Here is a 16,847-nt window from a genome sequence, read left to right on the forward strand (position 1 = left end):
GGATTACTGCACCCGTGCGCGAAGAGCCGCTTTCTCTGCTTCGCTCAGGAACGCAATCGTCAGACCATTTTCCTGCGCCTGACGGATCTGCGCCGCGCTCAGACCGGCAGCCGGAGCGGCGTGATGATACTCATGCGCCAGTTCAATGCCCTGAACCGCAGGATCATCCGTGTTAATCGTCGCCAGAATGCCATGCTCCAGGAAGGTCTTCAGCGGATGCTGCGCCAGTGATGGCACGGTGCTGGTCTGAATATTGGAGGTCAGGCAGGATTCAATACCAATACGGTGCTCCGCCAGGAAATCCATCAGCGCGCGATCTTCAATCGCTTTCACGCCGTGACCGATACGTTCTGCACCCAGCTCCCGAATCGCCTGCCAGATGCTCTCGGGTCCGGCCGCCTCGCCCGCATGGACGGTCACGCGGAAACCGGCATCGCGCGCCTGGGTAAAGTGGCTCAGGAACTCGCTGCCCGGGAAGCCCAGCTCATCACCCGCCAGATCGACCGCGGTGATGTGATCACGATGGGCAAGCAAACCTTCCAGTTCGCTGAGGCAGGCATCTTCGCCAAAGGTACGACTCATGATACCGATCAGACGCACGTCGATATCGTGCTGCTGACGGCCTGCGCGCACGCCCTCAATTACCGCTTCAACCACACCGGCAATCGGCAGGTTGTGGGTCATCGCCATATAACCAGGGGAAAAACGCAGTTCAGCATAGTGAATGCCCGCGCGGGCGGCATCTTCGACATTCTCCTGCGCGATCCGGCGGCAGGCATCCAGATCACCCAGCACTTTTACACCCCAGTCGAGCTTCTGCAGGAAGCTCACCAGGTCAGGCTCATTCTGGCCGACCTGCACATGCGGACGCAGCGTCTCCAGCGTGGAAGCAGGCAGGGCGAGGTTAAACTGGCGACCTAAATCGAGAATGGTTTGTGCACGGATGTTGCCATCAAGGTGGCGGTGAATATCAGTCAGAGGAATTTTAGAATCGATCATGGCGCACTCGCTCAGTTGTCGGTGAAGTGCAGAGCATTATAAAAATATCTTGCGCAACAGCGCCAGCTATTTGCGCAACAGCCGCGCCGGATGCTGCTTAATTACGCATAACCGGCGAGCAATGGTTGCCTCGCCGGTTAATATCACTTCTGTAAATGATGGATCGCCGCAATCAGGCGTGAAACGCCCTCATCAACTTTGCTGCGCGGACAGCCAACGTTAAGACGCAAAAACCCTTTGCCTGCATCACCGTAGGTCGAGCCGGGCATAATTGCGACCCGTTGCTGGATCAGCGCCTGTTGCAGGGCCTCTTCTGGAATGCCCAGCGGATTGATATCGAGCCAGGCGAGATAGGTCGCCTCGGGAATGTGCCAGTTCAGTGCGGGAAACTCAGCGTTAAGCCGATTGGCAACCAGTGTGAAATTACCATAAAGATAGCTGCGCAGGGCATCCAGCCAGGGTGCGCCTTGTCGGTAGGCGGCAACGTGTGCCGTGACGGCCAGAACGGCCGGAGACGAAAGGCCGTCAGCATTTTTCAGCGCCTGAAACCAGGCGGCTCTGTCTGCCACATCCGGGATAATTCCCCACGCACCGGTCAGGCTTGGCACGTTGAAGCTTTTCGACGCCGAGGTAAACAGCGCCCAGTCACTGCGCGCCACGCTGGCCCACGGAGTATGGGGCTGATTACCCACTATCATATCCATATGGATTTCATCGCTGATCACCCGCACGCCGTGACGATCGCAGAGCGCCGCCATCTGTTGCAGCTCAGCTGCTGTCCACACTTTGCCGGTGGGATTGTGCGGGCTGCAGAGCAACAGGATTTTACAGCGCGGGCGCGCCAGCCGCGTCTCCAGCGCGGCCATATCACATCGCCAGCTACCGTTATCCCGCTGCAGCGGCATCTCCAGCACCTGTCGCTGATTGCCGCGTACCGTTTTATAAAAAGCATCGTAGGCGGGAGTGTGGAGCACCACTTCATCATCCGGGTTGCTCCAGCGGCGCAGCATCTGCGCCACCATATAGATCACCGAGGGTCCATAAACCAGGCTGTCAGCATCGGGCTGGTAGCCGAAACGGCTGGACATCCAGTGGCAGCAGGCGGAAAGAAAATCGTCATGCTGCCAGCGACTGTAACCCAACACGCCGTGTGCTACGCGCTGGGCCATCGCCTGCTGAACCGCTGGCGCGGTTCTGAAGTCCATATCCGAAATGGTAAACGGCAGCAAATCGGGGACGCCAAAGCGGTCAGCCACGAAATCCCACTGGGTCGACCAGCTGCCGCGGCGATCGATGACTTCGTCAAAGTTAAACATTAATCGGCTCCGGCACATCAGGCAGGGACATTCATCAGGTGTGACAGTTCATCTTTCACCGACTGCACCTGTGGACCAATAACCACCTGCAGGCTGGTCTGATTAAGATGGACCACACCTATCGCGCCGTTGGCTTTCAGCGCCGCATCATCCACTTTACTCATATCCGCCAGGTTCAGACGCAGACGCGTCAGACAATTATCCAGCGAGGTAATATTCTCTACGCCGCCAAGTGCCGCCAGAATAGCTGGTGAGTTATAGCCAGATTTGCCTTTACCGGCATTGCTGACCTGCTGCGCAACCGCACTGGCACTTTCCACTTCGCGTCCCGGTGTTTTGATATTGAAGTGCAGAATGGCGAATCGGAAAATCAGGTAGTAACCAACAAACCATATCGCTGCAACAACGGGTACCCAGTACCATTTGGTCGACAGCCCGTGCAGCACACCAAACACCACAAAGTCGATGATATTGCCGTCTGTATTGCCGATAGTGACGCCCAGTATCGCCATGATGCTGAAGCCAACGCCGGTCAGCAGGGCGTGGATCAGATAGAGGAACGGGGCGACAAACAGAAACAGGAATTCGATAGGTTCGGTGGTGCCGCCAACCACGCAGGCCACCACGCCAGAGATCAACAGGCCTTTGATCTTATGACGATTCTCCGGGCGGGCGCAGTGATAGATGGCCAGGGCAGCACCTGGCAGACCACCCAGGAACGCAGGCATTTTACCCTGTGACAGGAAGCGGGTCGCGCTTTCAGCAAAACCGTGGGTTTCCGGGCAGGCGAGCTGCGCCTGGAAAATGGTTAAGGCACCGCTCACGCTCTTGCCACACACATCCAGTGTGCCGCCTGCATCGGTAAAGCGCATGATGGCGACCAGAATATGCTGCAGGCCAAACGGCAGCAGCAGACGTTCGCCGGTTCCAAAGATCATCGGGCCAAAATCACCCGCGCTGTTAATCATCCAGCCTAATCCGGTGATACCCCGCGCGAAAAAAGGCCAGATCAGCGGGACGACCAGTCCCAGTAAACCAATCACCAGCGTGGTGATAATCGGCACAAACCGGGTGCCGCCAAAGAAAGCCAGCGCATCGGGCAGTCGGATGTTATGAAAGCGCTCATGCAGCCAGAACACCACAATACCCACAATGACCGCGCCCAGAATGCCGGTATCGATCGACGGGATCCCCAGGATCGGCTGAACGTTGTTAGCTTTCAGCACGGCGGCATCGGTGGTTGGCAGAATGCCGTGGATATTGAGCCAGAAGTTGATGCTGAGGTTTAGCACGGCATACCCCACAAAGCCGGCAAACGCTGCCACGCCCTTGTTCTCGCGCGCCATACCCAGCGGAATCGCAATGGCGAACATCACCGGCAGATAGCTAAAGGCGAACGATCCCAGTTTGGCCATCCAGAGAAACAGATATTGCAGCCAGGGGTGATCCAGCACAGGTAACAGGGTCAGGACATCACGACTGCTCAGCGAACTGCCAATCCCGAGCATGATGCCGCAGAAGGAAAGCAGGGCAACCGGCAGCATAAAGGTTTTCCCCAGACTCTGGAAAAATTCCCAGACGGACATTTTTTGGTGAGAGGGTGACATGAACGCTCCTGGATAAACGGACCACTGAGTGAAGTGGCGGGATGATAAAACGTTTTACCTGGATCTTATGCGCGCTGAATCACACTCTTCAGGTCATGGACGATATAATTCTGACGTCATAAGGTGTAACGTTTTACCTTGTTTTCTAATGCTGTAGTTCAGTTGAGTAATCTGATGAGTAAAATCACCATCAATGATGTTGCGGCGGCGGCGGGCGTGTCGGTGACTACGGTATCGCTGGTGTTATCCGGCAAAGGACGGATCTCTGCGGCCACCATGGCGCGCGTGAACGAGGCCATTGAGCAACTCGGTTTCGTGCGTAACCGTTCGGCAACCATGCTGCGCGGGGGTGAGAGTGGCGTGATTGGCTTGATCGTCCGCGATCTCAGCCAGCCATTTTATGCCGAAATGACGGCAGGTCTGAGTGAAGCGCTGGAGAAGCAGGGCAAATTGCTGTTCCTGACGCAGAGCGGCGCCCAGGGACAGCATCTGCATCGCTGCTTTGAGTCACTGGTCGCTCAGGGAGTGGATGGCGTGGTGCTGGGAGGCGGTGCCGATAAGGCCAGTCAGATTGTGACGCGGGCCAGAGAGGTGAATATGGCCTTAGTCTGTGCCGCGCGCGCCAGTAGTCTGGAGGAGGTGGACGCTATCCGCCCCGATAATGCTCAGGCTGCGCGTCTGGCCACAGAATACCTGATTCGTCAGGGGCATCAGCGCATTGCCTGGCTGGGCGGCCATAGCGCATCACTGACCCGGGCAGAACGTCTTGGCGGCTACTGCGCCACCCTGCTGCAATATGGGCTGCCGTTCCGGCCTGAGTGGATTATTGAATGCGGTAACACGCAAAAAGAGGCGGCGGAAGCAGCGGTACAGCTGTTTCAGCACCATCCGCGGCTGACTGCCGTGCTGGCCTATAACGCCACTACCGCGCTGGGATGCTATTTTGGGCTGTTGCGCACCGGGCGAACATTCGCCCGGGGTGCAGTCGACAGCTATTACGATCAGCAACTGGCTCTGATGGGCTTTGGCGATGAACCGCAGGCGGAACTGACCGATCCGCCGCTGACGTTTGTCACCAGTTCAGCCCGGGAGATTGGCCGTGTGGCAGCTGAGCGTATCCTGCAACGGATAGCGCAACCCGATGCCGCCCGGCAGAACGTGATTATGCCGCCGCAGCTGGTTATTCGCGGCTCGGCATAAAAAAGGCGACCCGGAGGTCGCCTTTAAAGGAAGAGTAGAGAATTACTGCGGCATCCCTTCGCTGGTCGGCATACCCAGCATATAGCGGGAGAGGAACTGCTCCAGCGTCATTTTGTCGCCGTTCATGTTCACCTGACCGTTGGTATACTGCAGGCTGGTGACGATATTGTTATCCTGCTGCTGGGTCAGGCGGAACATCTGACCCATCGCCGCCAGTCCTTTCACCTGCTGATCTGCCAGCTTCTGTGCGTCATCGGCCTGATATCCTTCAGCCAGTCCCACTTTATGCATGGTTTCGGTCGCCATTGGCATATTGATGACCAGCTTGCTGTCCAGGCTCTTCAGTACCCGATCAACCATGGCGCTGAGTGTCTGGGCTTCGCCGGTCACCGCAGAGGGATCGTTGAAATTAGCGTTCAGGTTAAAGGTGCTTTCACCTTTATCATTTTTCCAGCTCAGCGGGGCGATACTGATCGCAGGTGAGCCCTTCAGCAGCATCGGCAGGTTGCTCATCAGAATCTGATGCACACCCGCCTGGTAGCGGATAGGATCTTCCGCGACGCCAGGCTGGCTCAGCAGTTCCTGCATCTGCGCGTTGTAACGATCGGAGAAGGCTTTTACCGCCTGCGCATCAAACTGTGACAGTTTCATCTTCAGCGCTGCCTGACCAAAATCCTGCTTCTGCAGCTGAATGCCTTCAACCTTGTAGTCGATATTGCCGCCAATCTTACCGGCGTTGTTATCGAAAGAGGAGGTGCCTTTCATTTTGTGCAGCGTCAGGGCGTCCTGACCATTGATGCTGGCATTGACCTTCTCAATATCCACTGACTGGTCGCCAATACGTACGCCTTCCGGGCTGAGATGGGTGTTACCGCTCAGCTTCAGACCATTAATGGTGAACAGCACCGGCTGGCCCATCTCATTTTTACTGGTCAGCGCGAGGCTATCAACATCACTGTCCAGCGAGACTTTGTCGCCTTTGTTATCCGCGCTGACGTTGAAGGTGCCCCCATTGGTGGCAAGACGCTCGCCGCTTTGCGCATTCTGATAATCAACCGGCAGAACGCGCAGCGCCGTATCGGTGGCACCGCTGTAGCCGATACGGGTATCGGCGTTAATCAGCGACTTGTTGCCGGTCAGCTCAAACAGCTTTTTCACCGCATCGGTGTTAGCCAGTTCGGTATGAACCGACGCCATGCTCGGGATCAGATTGAAATGCTTCAGCTGAGCAAACGGGAAAGGGCCATGATCGATGGTTTCGTTCAGGATGATGCTCTGGCCTGGTTTCAGCAGGGGATTATCTTCCGTCTGCGAGTTGGCCTGAATCACCAGATTCACTTTGCTGCTGAACACGCCGCGCTGATAGTCCTGATAGCTGATCTTCAGTCGGCTGTTAGGGGCATAAGCATTCAGCTGGGCATTGGCGTTCTGCACCAGCTCATCCCTGTGGTTTTCAATCTGCTTGCCGGTGAACCATGCCGCGCCAGTCCAGACTACGCCCAGTGCGATGATGACACCTACGGCAACATTGGTCTTTTTCATTGCTGATTCGTCCTTATCCTTGAGTCCGCTTATGCCGCAGGTTTACCCCAGCGACTGAAGAAAAACGCCCGCAGGCGTTTAAAAGCTAATAGGTTGAAATAATAGCAGTTAACAGGCACTCCGTCAGCCGCTTCACCCTAAGTCGTTAAATACCCGCGCCAGTCGGCCCGTGCCTGCGACCGTTACGGGGGATTCGCTGGCGGCAATGAAGCAGGATTCACCTGGTTTCAGCGTTACCTGCTGCTCGCCTTTGGCGATCACCGTCTGGCCTTCAATGCAGAACAGCAGTGCGGCGCTCTGCTGCGCCAGCGGCTGTGGCTCTGCGTTCAGGGTATGAATGGCAAAGGCAAAATCCTCCACCGGAATCGGGAAGCGCAGCGCGTTGCCCTGTTGCTCTGGCTCAGTCAGCAGGGTGCTGGCTGGCTTCTCTTCAAACTTCAGGTTCGCCATCAGCTCGGCAATATCGATATATTTCGGGGTTAACCCGGCCCGCAACACGTTATCAGAGTTTGCCATCACCTCCAGCGCCACGCCTTTCAGATAAGCGTGCGGGGTCTCCGCGTAGAGGAACATCGCCTCGCCCGGTTGCAGCGTGATTACGTTCAGCAGCAGCGGCGAAAACAGGCCGCTGTCGTCAGGATACTCTGCCGCAATCATGCGAATGGTCTGCCACGGCTCACCCTGTTGTGCATCAACCGCGGATTTCAGGATGCCCAGCGCCAGCGATTTCGCCTCACCCTCCAGTGACAGCAGGGTAGAGAAGAGCGCGGCCAGCGTATCCTGATCGGGATGCTGCAGAAAATGGGCTATCTGTGGATGTGCGCCCGCAACCGGCTCCAGCAGTGAGACCATCTCCGTCAGGGTGCGAAAGCCATTCATCGCCTGGAAGGGCGTCAGCGCGTAGACCAGCTCCGGCTTGTGGTTGGCATCTTTATAATTACGCTCAGCAGCTGTCAGCGGAATACCCGCCGCATTCTCACGGGCAAAGCCCACTTCGGCCGCGCGTTTGCTGGGATGGACCTGAATCGACAGCGGCTGATCGGCAGACAACACTTTGAACAGGAAGGGCAGTTCACCAAAACGCTGCGCCACCGCTTCGCCCAGCATGGCGGCAGGCGCGGCATCAATCACGTCACGCAGCGAACGCTCGCTGCCCTGGTCAATCACGGTGGAGGGGCTTTTCGGATGTGCGCCCATCCAGAGTTCCGCCATCGGCAGTCCCTGTGGATTGGCGATTCCGTAAAGCTCAGTCAACGCAGTTTTGCTGCCCCATGCGTAGTTTTGCAGCGTATTGTTCATTTTTTGCATTGTATAACCCTTTATCACGGGAAATTATTGCCAGTATTAAAGCAGAAACTGCCGGTAAAAATACATCTCCAGCGCAAAAGGACGCTAAGCTCTGATAATGTTAAATTATTGTGTATTACTATCCTGACCGCCCGGCAGTCGATCGTAATGACGTACCGGGCGGTCATTCTTTTAAAAACCAGATGAAGGAGACGTATTCATGGCAGCCAATCGCATTGAGAAAGATTCAATGGGCCCCATCGACGTACCGGCAGACAAACTGTGGGGCGCGCAGACACAGCGCTCACTGGAGCACTTCCGCATCTCAACCGAAAAAATGCCGACCGCGCTGGTGCATGCACTGGCATTGACCAAGCGCGCCGCGGCCAGCGTTAACCGCGATCTGGGACTGCTGCCCGCTGACCGCGCCGAGGCGATTGTCAGCGCGGCCGATGAGGTGCTGGCTGACAAGCATGCGGATGAATTCCCGCTGGCGATCTGGCAGACCGGTTCCGGCACCCAGACCAATATGAACATGAATGAAGTGCTGGCGAACCGCGCCAGTGAAATCCTCGGCGGCGAGCGTGGTATGGCGCGGCTGGTTCATCCCAACGACGATGTGAACAAGAGCCAGAGCTCCAACGATGTTTTCCCGACGGCGATGCACGTTGCCGCCGTTATCGCCTTGCGCGAACAGCTGATCCCTCAGATTCAGGTACTGAAAAAGACGTTGAGCCAGAAGTCCGACGCCTTCAAAGATATCGTCAAGATTGGCCGTACTCACCTGCAGGATGCCACGCCGCTGACCCTGGGCCAGGAGATTTCCGGCTGGGTGGCGATGCTGGAGCATAACCTGAAGCATATTGAGCAGAGCATTCCGCACGTGGCGGAACTGGCGCTGGGCGGCACGGCAGTAGGTACGGGCCTGAACACCCATCCGGAATATGCGGTGCGCGTGGCGAAGGCGCTGGCCGATCTCACGCAGCAGCCGTTTGTCACTGCGCCAAACAAGTTTGAGGCGCTGGCAACCTGTGATGCGCTGGTGCATTCGCATGGCGCGCTGAAAGGGCTGGCCGCCTCGCTGATGAAAATCGCGAACGACGTGCGCTGGCTTTCTTCCGGCCCGCGTTGCGGCATCGGCGAAATCGCCATCCCGGAAAATGAGCCAGGCAGCTCCATCATGCCGGGTAAAGTTAACCCGACACAGTGCGAAGCGATGACCATGCTCTGCTGTCAGGTGATGGGTAACGATGTGGCGATCAACATGGGCGGCGCATCCGGTAACTTTGAGCTTAACGTGTTCCGTCCGATGGTAATCCATAACTTCCTGCAATCGATTCGCCTGCTGGCGGATGGCATGGACAGCTTTAATCATCACTGCGCGGTCGGCATTGAGCCGGTGCGTGAGCGCATCGATCAACTGCTTAACGAATCGCTGATGCTGGTGACGGCGCTGAATACCCATATTGGCTATGACAAAGCGGCAGAAATTGCCAAGAAGGCACACAAAGAGGGGCTGACGCTGAAAGGCTCGGCGCTGAAGCTGGGTTATCTTACCGAAGAGGAGTTTGATGCCTGGGTTCGTCCGGAAGAGATGGTCGGCAGCATGAAGTCGTAGGGTTTGAGTGAATCAGAGGCCAGCGAAAGCTGGCCTTTTTATTTATATCGGACAATCGACCCACAGATGCAGTCTGGGGATTAAAAGATTCAGCGGTTCTGCAGCAGGTTTATAACGATGGTTAATGTTATCGGCATCGTAGTTAAGCAATTCACCCAGAACCGGAACCTGGCTGCGATCGCGACAGATAACCAGAATCGGAGAAGGACAGGCCAGCTGAGTCTGTTTTTGTTCATCCGCGCGCCAGACGCGGGCAACCGGCTGGACTTTCACCGGGCGCTTGATTTTCAGCCGTGCTGAGGCGGGCAGGGCGCGCACGCTTGCCAGCTCCTCCTGCACTTTTTCCGCCCACTGTTCACGTGACCACGGCGCTTTTGCACGTCCCGACTTCAGGCTTTTTTCCAGCTGGGCGATCACCTCTTCACGCTTGAGATTCTTGATAATGTGCTTGTTGGCCCAGCCGAAACGCAGGCTGTCCGGTGCGCTCAGAAGGGTGATAGTGCGATAGGCATTCAGGGTGATCAGCCCGCGCAAATGCTGGTGGACGAACTCAAAACGCGCTTCACTCGGCAGGCCAGAGTCCACCGTAATCAGCTGCTCCAGCCGTGCTTTCAGCTGATTGATGACGTCGACCAGTGCGCCGATCTCCGCCTCCTGCTGCGCGTCGCATTCGATACAGAGTGCGCCAGGCAAGCGCACGGCAGCCTTGGTGCTCAGTTGTTCTGACTGATGCTGCATAAACAGGCGGCAGTAGTGGTCAAGCGCCATCTTTAACGCGCTCTCCCCGAGATGCTGCTCGACGGCAATCCGGGTGATCGCTTCATGTTCGCGACCTTTAACCACCGGCGGCAGGCTGAAGACGCGGGCGATCAGCAGAGGCTGCACTTCAATCTGCTGACGCAATTCACCCAGCGCCAGTTCCAGGTCATTTACACATTGATGCATATCAGCCACTAAGTCGTAGCGCGTCATGTTGTGCCTCCATAGTTACAACGTCCACAATGTGGCAGAAGCCTGGCGAGGATGCAAGCGTCATATAGTTACAACATACTATAGATGGTTTACTCAAAACCGTGCGGCCTGCATGGCTATCCAGTCAAAAGGGCATCACGCATTTTGGCTTATCGCAGAACATGTTATAAAAACGGTTCGCCTGCTAACCAGGAGATTGCCTGTGAATCAGAACAACAAACCCGGCATCGCCGCCATTATTACCCTGGGCTGGGTGCAGATCCTGTCATGGGGCGGGTCGTTCTACCTGATGGCGGTGATGGCGAATCCGATTGCGGCTGAGACAGGCTGGTCACAGCAGTGGATTTATGGCGCACTCTCGACCGGGATTCTGGTATCGGGCCTGCTGTCACCGCTGGCAGGCAGGATTATCGCCCGCACCGGTGGCCGCCTGTTGCTGGCACTGAGTGGCATGGTGATGGCGGTGGGGCTGATGATCATGGCTTATAGCCACTCTCTGCCGCTGTTTCTGTTTGCCTGGGTAATTATTGGCATCGGTATGGCGATGGGCCTTTATGACGCACTGTTTGCCACGCTCGGCACCTGCTATGGCGGTCAGGCGCGTGCAGCGATCACCGGTATCACCCTGATATCTGGCTTCTGCACCACGCTGGTCTGGCCGGGAACGGCGTTGTTAATCCACGGATTCGGCTGGCGAAACGCGTCGCTGATAATTGCGGCACTGATGGTCGTCTGCGTGCTGCCTGCCTATCTGTTTGCCTTACCCGACAGTCACGCTAAGCGGCCGGAGAAACGACTGAGTCCGCAGCCTGGCTCGGCGGAGATTGCGCCTGCGCTGTTCTGGCTGCTGTGTGCCATTTTTACCCTGGCGTCAGTGATCATGACGGCTATTTCCGTGCAGCTTATCGCCTTGTTGCAGGCCAGTGGCCATACGCTGACCTCGGCGCTGGCAATCAGCGCCGTACTTGGCCCGTGTCAGGTGGGATCCCGACTCGTCGATATCGCCTTTAAACGCAGTCATCCCATCCGTACCACCTTTTTTTCCGTCGGCCTGGTGGCGCTGGGCTTGCTGTTACTGGCACTCTTTCCGCAGATGGCGTTGCTGAGCATGGTGTTGTATGGCGCAGGAAATGGCTTACGTGCCATCGTGCGGGGAACTTTACCGCTGGCGATGGTCAAACCAGAGTCCTATGCGATTGTGGTGGGTAAAATGGCCCGCCCGGCGTTGATGGGGCAGGCACTGACGCCGTTGATAGGTGGATATGTGTTTGAAAAGATGGGAGCATCGGCGACGCTGTGGTTGCTTTGCGCCCTGGCAATCTTTAACGTGGTACTGGTTATTGCGCTGAAGCAGCGATTACCGGCGACAGCGGCCACCACGGCATAACGGAACGGTTCTCCTTGCTCCGCAGGAAGAGGGCCGTTAGCAGGCTAAGCACCTTGTGCTATCGGGCCTCAGCCTTTGGTGAATACGTGCCTTGTCACCGCCGGTTTGCTTCAAAAAAGCAACAGTGTTTGTTATATTTATTGCTCATTGATTGTTCACTTATGCGGCAATAAAACAATAAGATGCACCGCAACTCAGGATAAAGAAATGCTTGATTACCGCTTCCCGACAGCTTTGCAAATGGTTCTGAGCGTAGCGATGGCGGAGCAAATGGGAAAACGCTCTACCAGCGCGATTCTGGCCTACGGGCTGGAAGCGAATCCCAGTTTCATACGAAAATTAATGGTCCCGCTGACCCGTGACGGCATTATCGTCTCCACGCTGGGCCGTACCGGTTCGATTCATCTGGGCCGTCCTGCTGCGGAAATTACCCTGCGGGATATCTATGTCTCCGTGATCGAAGACAAAAAAATCTGGGCCGCGCGTCCCGACGTCGCGCCACGCTGTCTGGTCAGTGCCAACCTCTGCTGGTACTTCAAGTCGATAGCCGATGAAGCCGAGCAGGCGTCGCTGGATGTGCTGGCAAAACGCACCGTGGCAGACGCACTGAACGAACTGAAGAAACGCGACACCAGCAACTGCACCGCCGTGCCGGAACCTGAACCCGAAGAGATTGATGATCTCTGCAAAAAAAGCCGCTGATTAGCGGCTTTTTTTATGCCTGCTGGTCACTAACTTCCTGCCTCAAATCTGCCATAAGCCAATAACTCACTTTCCTGGGGTCGGTTATCACGCTGAATCTGATAAACATTTGAAAATTCAGCATCCATCACAACATTAATGTTGTATTGATTATCACCAATGTTATTCTTGCTGTTATACACAGCGAGGGAACGCGATGAAGTACAGTGAATTCAGACGCTGGCTCATTCAGCAGGGCGCTATTTTGACTAAGCACCGCAGTGGAAGCAGCCATTTCAAGGTCTTCCTGGGCGACAGGCAATCCATTTTTCCGGATCACGGAGCAAAAGAAATGCCTGAAGGTACGCGCAGAAAAATTTTAAAAGATCTGGGCCTGTGAGCCCGATCAGAGAGGTAACTCTATGTTTAATTATGCCGTCAGATTAACTCATGACGCCAAAACCGATACCTATGAGGTCTCGTGTCGTGATTTGCCGTTACTGCATTCCGTGGGTGACACCGTTGAGGAAGCACTTGCAGAAGCCGAAGATGGGCTGGTGACGGCAATCTCTCTCGAGATGGATACGCGTCGTCCGATTCCGGTTGCCAGTAAACCGCTGGAAGGAGAGTACATTGTCTCTGTGCCTGTACTGGTGGCAATGAAAGCGGCACTTTACAACGCAATGATTGAAACCGGCACCCGTAAAGTCGATCTGGCACGCCAGCTGGGTGTGAATGGTCCACAGGTTGATCGACTACTGGATGTGGAGCACTCATCGAAAGTCGAAAATGTGGAACTGGCGCTGGCTCAGCTGGGACGCAAAGCCCGGATTGAAATTCGTACCTGATCATCTGCCCGCAAGCAGAACGCTGGAGGTCAAAGATGAGTAATAATTCAGATCTGGCTAATGTCGCCGGACAACCCGCCGTGATCAATGAAACCTCGCTGAATGCGTTTATCATTGAAACGTTGAATGAAAGATTGAAGCGGCGTTAGCCTACAAGGTGGGGTCTGCTGGAATCAGTGAATCACAGGCAAAAAAAGGGGCGATCATATGGTCGCCCCTTTTAACTTTTACGGTTTACGCCGTCACGGACGATGCACTACCTGACCGGCGCGTCACCAGCTTGCGCAGGGCGACGTAGAACACCGGCGTCAGGAACAGGCCGAACAGCGTCACGCCGAGCATGCCGGAGAAGACCGTAATACCGGTAACGCCGCGGACCTCTGCACCCGCGCCTTCACCCAGAATCAGCGGTATTGTACCGGCGATAAAGGCGATGGAGGTCATCACAATCGGACGCAGACGCAGGCGACACGCTTCCAGCGCCGCTTCCACAATCCCTTTGCCCTGAATCTCCAGCTCCCGCGCAAACTCGACGATCAGAATCGCGTTCTTACAGGCCAGCCCCATCAGCACGACCAGTCCGACCTGCACGAAGACGTTGTTGTCACCGCCAGTCAGCCAGACGCCAAACAGCGCAGAGAGCATGGTCATCGGCACAATCAGGATCACCGCCAGCGGCAGCGTCCAGCTCTCATACAGCGCGGCCAGCACCAGGAACGCCAGCAACACGGCCATCGGGAAGACAATCAGCGCGGTATTGCCCTGCGTTGACTGCTGATAACTCAGATCGGTCCACTCGATGTTCATGCCGTTTGGCAATAGCTGACCGGACATCGCTTCGAGCTGACTCATCGCCTGCGCCGAGGAGAGCACGCGTGGGTCGGCATCACCAATCAAATCCGCCGCCGGATAGCCGTTATAGCGGATCACCGGGTCGGGACCGTAGGTGGTGGTAATGTTGACCATGCTGCCAATCGGCACCATCTCACCGCGATCGTTTCGGGTACGCAGGTTAGCGATATCTTCGATGCTGTCGCGGAAATCCCCGTCAGCCTGCGCCATCACCCGCCAGGTGCGGCCAAAGCGGTTAAAGTCATTCACATACGACGAGCCGAGATAGGTCTGGAGCGTGCTGAACAGCGCGGTCAGCGATACTCCCTGCGCTTTGGCTTTATCCCGGTCTACCTTCACATCAAGCTGCGGAACGTTGGCCTGATAAGAGGAAATGGGGAAGTGCATCCCTGGCGTCTGCATGATGCTGCCCGACAGCGTATTAATCGCCGTCTGCAGTGCGCCATAACCCAGACCCGCCCGGTCCTGCACATAGAGCGAATAGCCCGAGCCCTGGCCCAGCCCCAGAATCGGCGGTGGCATAATCGAGAAGCCAAAGCCCTGCTGGATTTGAGCGATCTTCGCATTGATCTCAGCGTTGATCTCCGCCGCCGTATGTTTGCGCTCATTAAACGGCTTCAGACCGAAGAACACCGTGCCGCTGTTCGGCGTATTGGTGAACTGCAATGCATTCAGGCCAGGGAACGCGACCGCATAGGCGACGCCTTCGGTCTGCATACCGATTTCGCTCATCTTACGAATCACTTCATCCGTGCGCGCCAGAGAGGAACCTTCCGGCATCTTCACGCCACCAATCAGGTAGAGCTTATCCTGCGTCGGAATAAATCCACCCGGCACGGTGTGGAACATAAATCCGGCACCCGCCAGCAGCAGAATATAGACGCCAAACACGGCGCCACGGCGACGCAGCGTACGGCCCACCAGCGATTCATAACCATGGGCACTGCGCTGGAAGAAGCGGTTAAACGGCCGGAACAGCCAGCCAAACAGCGCATCAATGATCCGCGTCAGCCGGTCTTTCGGCGCGTGATGATCTTTCAGCAGCATCGCCGCCAGCGCAGGCGAGAGCGTCAGCGAGTTAATGGCAGAGATCACTGTAGAGATGGCGATGGTAGTGGCGAACTGCTTATAGAACTGCCCGGTGACGCCAGAGAGAAACGCCATCGGCACAAACACCGCGCACAGTACCAGCGCAATGGCGATGATCGGCCCGGAGACCTCACGCATCGCCTGATGCGCAGCGGCGCGCGGCGACAGCCCCATCTCAATGTTACGTTCGACGTTCTCCACCACCACAATGGCGTCATCCACCACGATACCAATCGCCAGCACCAGCCCGAACAGGCTCAGCGTATTCAGCGAGAAGCCAAGCAGATAGAGCACGCTAAAGGTACCGACTATCGAAACCGGCACCGCAAGCAGGGGGATGATGGAGGCGCGCCAGGTCTGCAGGAACAGAATCACCACCAGCACGACCAGAATGACCGCTTCCAGCAGGGTCTGCACCACGGCTTTAATCGAGTCGCGGACAAACACCGTCGGATCGTAAGGCGCGGCCCATTTCACGTCGTTGGGAAAGCGGGTCGCCAGCTCATCCATTTTGGCGCGAACCGCATTGGAGAGGTCGATGGCGTTGGCGCCAGGTGCCTGGAAGATGCCGATACCGACCGCATCTTTGTTATTCAGCTGCGAGCGCAGGGCATAGCTGCCCGAGCCCATCTCAATCCGCGCCACATCGCGCAGCCGCACCAGCGAACCATCTTCCGAGGTTTTCAGGATGATATCGCCAAACTGCTGCTCGCTCTCCAGTCGTCCCTGGGTGTTGATTGACAGCAGAAAATCGCTCTGTTTTTTCAGCGGCTCGGCACCCAGCTGACCGGCAGAGACCTGCACGTTCTGCTCCTGCATCGCCGTTACCACGTCAGAGGCGGTCAGACCACGCGCCGCCACTTTATTGGGATCAAGCCAGACGCGCATCGCATACTCGCCTGCGCCGAAAATCTGAATCTGACCGACACCCGGCAGGCGGGCCAGCTCATCTTTCACCTTGAGGGTGGCGTAGTTACGCAGGTAGAGCGAATCGTAGGTATTGTTCGGTGAGAACATGTGGACGACCAGCGTCAGGGTCGGCGACATCTTCTGGGTGGTGATCCCCAGCCGACGCACATCTTCCGGCAGACGGGCTTCCGCCTGCGCTACGCGGTTCTGCACCTGCACCTGCGCCTGATCAGGATCGGTGCCTGGACGGAAGGTGACGGTGGTCACCAGCACGCCGTCAGAACCGGCCACTGACTTCATGTACATCATGTTTTCGACGCCGTTGATTGCCTCTTCCAGCGGCGTCGCCACGGAATCCGCAATCACTTTCGGGTTAGCGCCTGGATACTCGGCGCGCACCTGCACGCTGGGTGGCACCACGTCGGGATATTCACTGACTGGTAGCAGCGGGATGGCAATCACCCCGGTCACAAAAATCAGGATCGACAGCACCGCAGCAAAAATGGGCCGGTCGATAAAAAAACGGGAAAAGTCCATAGC

13 protein-coding genes are annotated in these 16,847 nt (G+C 56.6%); 6 read left to right on the forward strand and 7 right to left on the reverse strand.

Annotated features, from left to right (window positions below; translation table 11 throughout):
* Positions 1-3 precede the first annotated feature (3 nt).
* The 3 genes from add to malX all read right to left on the reverse strand — a co-directional run bounded on the left by add (position 4) and on the right by malX (position 3,922).
* On the reverse strand, positions 4-999 hold the full coding sequence (add, locus tag ACMGGP_RS07895; protein WP_010245359.1) for an adenosine deaminase: 996 nt from the start codon (positions 997-999) through the stop codon (positions 4-6).
* A 143-nt stretch (positions 1,000-1,142) separates the two neighbouring features.
* Positions 1,143-2,315, reverse strand: coding sequence for a MalY/PatB family protein (locus ACMGGP_RS07900; protein WP_498798335.1), 1,173 nt, complete (start codon positions 2,313-2,315; stop codon positions 1,143-1,145).
* A 17-nt stretch (positions 2,316-2,332) separates the two neighbouring features.
* On the reverse strand, positions 2,333-3,922 hold the full coding sequence (malX, locus tag ACMGGP_RS07905) for a maltose/glucose-specific PTS transporter subunit IIBC (protein WP_207253720.1): 1,590 nt from the start codon (positions 3,920-3,922) through the stop codon (positions 2,333-2,335).
* 174 nt (positions 3,923-4,096) lie between these two features.
* On the opposite strand from malX, the gene malI reads away from it, so the two are divergent.
* Complete coding sequence (gene malI / locus ACMGGP_RS07910) at positions 4,097-5,122, forward strand: Mal regulon transcriptional regulator MalI (protein ID WP_010245345.1); 1,026 nt, start codon at positions 4,097-4,099, stop codon at positions 5,120-5,122.
* A 42-nt stretch (positions 5,123-5,164) separates the two neighbouring features.
* Here malI and ACMGGP_RS07915 read toward each other — a convergent pair whose 3' ends face one another.
* Together ACMGGP_RS07915 and manA are read right to left on the reverse strand one after the other, a co-directional pair.
* Positions 5,165-6,664: a YdgA family protein gene (locus ACMGGP_RS07915; RefSeq protein WP_425042241.1), complete on the reverse strand. Its 1,500-nt coding sequence runs from the start codon at positions 6,662-6,664 to the stop codon at positions 5,165-5,167.
* Between the two features lie 132 nt (positions 6,665-6,796).
* Positions 6,797-7,972: a mannose-6-phosphate isomerase gene (manA, locus tag ACMGGP_RS07920; protein ID WP_022625703.1), complete on the reverse strand. Its 1,176-nt coding sequence runs from the start codon at positions 7,970-7,972 to the stop codon at positions 6,797-6,799.
* Positions 7,973-8,171: 199 nt separating this feature from the next.
* On the opposite strand from manA, the gene fumC reads away from it, so the two are divergent.
* Entirely contained in the window at positions 8,172-9,569 is a 1,398-nt protein-coding gene (fumC, locus tag ACMGGP_RS07925; RefSeq protein WP_064691288.1) for a class II fumarate hydratase, read from the forward strand.
* Between the two features lie 42 nt (positions 9,570-9,611).
* Here fumC and tus read toward each other — a convergent pair whose 3' ends face one another.
* Positions 9,612-10,541 (reverse strand): DNA replication terminus site-binding protein, encoded by a 930-nt coding sequence (gene tus / locus ACMGGP_RS07930; RefSeq protein WP_010245329.1) that lies wholly within the window; start codon positions 10,539-10,541, stop codon positions 9,612-9,614.
* A 202-nt stretch (positions 10,542-10,743) separates the two neighbouring features.
* On the opposite strand from tus, the gene ACMGGP_RS07935 reads away from it, so the two are divergent.
* The 4 genes from ACMGGP_RS07935 to ACMGGP_RS07950 all read left to right on the forward strand — a co-directional run bounded on the left by ACMGGP_RS07935 (position 10,744) and on the right by ACMGGP_RS07950 (position 13,457).
* Positions 10,744-11,928 carry an MFS transporter gene (locus ACMGGP_RS07935; protein WP_346450222.1) on the forward strand — a complete coding sequence of 395 codons (1,185 nt, stop codon included), beginning with the start codon at positions 10,744-10,746 and terminating at the stop codon, positions 11,926-11,928.
* A 207-nt stretch (positions 11,929-12,135) separates the two neighbouring features.
* Positions 12,136-12,630 carry an RrF2 family transcriptional regulator gene (locus ACMGGP_RS07940; protein WP_010245324.1) on the forward strand — a complete coding sequence of 165 codons (495 nt, stop codon included), beginning with the start codon at positions 12,136-12,138 and terminating at the stop codon, positions 12,628-12,630.
* Positions 12,631-12,826: 196 nt separating this feature from the next.
* Positions 12,827-13,009 (forward strand): type II toxin-antitoxin system HicA family toxin, encoded by a 183-nt coding sequence (locus ACMGGP_RS07945; protein WP_010245321.1) that lies wholly within the window; start codon positions 12,827-12,829, stop codon positions 13,007-13,009.
* 22 nt (positions 13,010-13,031) lie between these two features.
* A complete protein-coding gene (locus ACMGGP_RS07950) occupies positions 13,032-13,457 on the forward strand; it encodes a type II toxin-antitoxin system HicB family antitoxin (protein ID WP_010245317.1) in 426 nt (141 codons plus the stop codon).
* Between the two features lie 234 nt (positions 13,458-13,691).
* Here ACMGGP_RS07950 and oqxB read toward each other — a convergent pair whose 3' ends face one another.
* The gene (gene oqxB, locus ACMGGP_RS07955; RefSeq protein ID WP_031593601.1) at positions 13,692-16,844 is read right to left on the reverse strand and encodes a multidrug efflux RND transporter permease subunit OqxB; all 3,153 of its coding nucleotides are present in this window, start codon (positions 16,842-16,844) and stop codon (positions 13,692-13,694) included.
* Between the last annotated feature and the right edge of the window lie 3 nt (positions 16,845-16,847).

This window comes from Curtobacterium sp. BNK-1 (assembly GCF_048685235.1).
Lineage (GTDB): Bacteria > Pseudomonadota > Gammaproteobacteria > Enterobacterales > Enterobacteriaceae > Pantoea > Pantoea agglomerans.

Bases quoted from the DNA above. Each gene is read 5' to 3' on its own strand.
- add (WP_010245359.1), bottom strand. From the start codon at position 999: ATGATCGATTCTAAAATTCCTCTGACTGATATTCACCGCCACCTTGAT.
- ACMGGP_RS07900 (WP_498798335.1), bottom strand. From the start codon at position 2,315: ATGTTTAACTTTGACGAAGTCATCGATCGCCGCGGCAGCTGGTCGACC.
- malX (WP_207253720.1), bottom strand. From the start codon at position 3,922: ATGTCACCCTCTCACCAAAAAATGTCCGTCTGGGAATTTTTCCAGAGT.
- malI (WP_010245345.1), top strand. From the start codon at position 4,097: ATGAGTAAAATCACCATCAATGATGTTGCGGCGGCGGCGGGCGTGTCG.
- ACMGGP_RS07915 (WP_425042241.1), bottom strand. From the start codon at position 6,664: ATGAAAAAGACCAATGTTGCCGTAGGTGTCATCATCGCACTGGGCGTA.
- manA (WP_022625703.1), bottom strand. From the start codon at position 7,972: ATGCAAAAAATGAACAATACGCTGCAAAACTACGCATGGGGCAGCAAA.
- fumC (WP_064691288.1), top strand. From the start codon at position 8,172: ATGGCAGCCAATCGCATTGAGAAAGATTCAATGGGCCCCATCGACGTA.
- tus (WP_010245329.1), bottom strand. From the start codon at position 10,541: ATGACGCGCTACGACTTAGTGGCTGATATGCATCAATGTGTAAATGAC.
- ACMGGP_RS07940 (WP_010245324.1), top strand. From the start codon at position 12,136: ATGCTTGATTACCGCTTCCCGACAGCTTTGCAAATGGTTCTGAGCGTA.
- ACMGGP_RS07945 (WP_010245321.1), top strand. From the start codon at position 12,827: ATGAAGTACAGTGAATTCAGACGCTGGCTCATTCAGCAGGGCGCTATT.
- ACMGGP_RS07950 (WP_010245317.1), top strand. From the start codon at position 13,032: ATGTTTAATTATGCCGTCAGATTAACTCATGACGCCAAAACCGATACC.
- oqxB (WP_031593601.1), bottom strand. From the start codon at position 16,844: ATGGACTTTTCCCGTTTTTTTATCGACCGGCCCATTTTTGCTGCGGTG.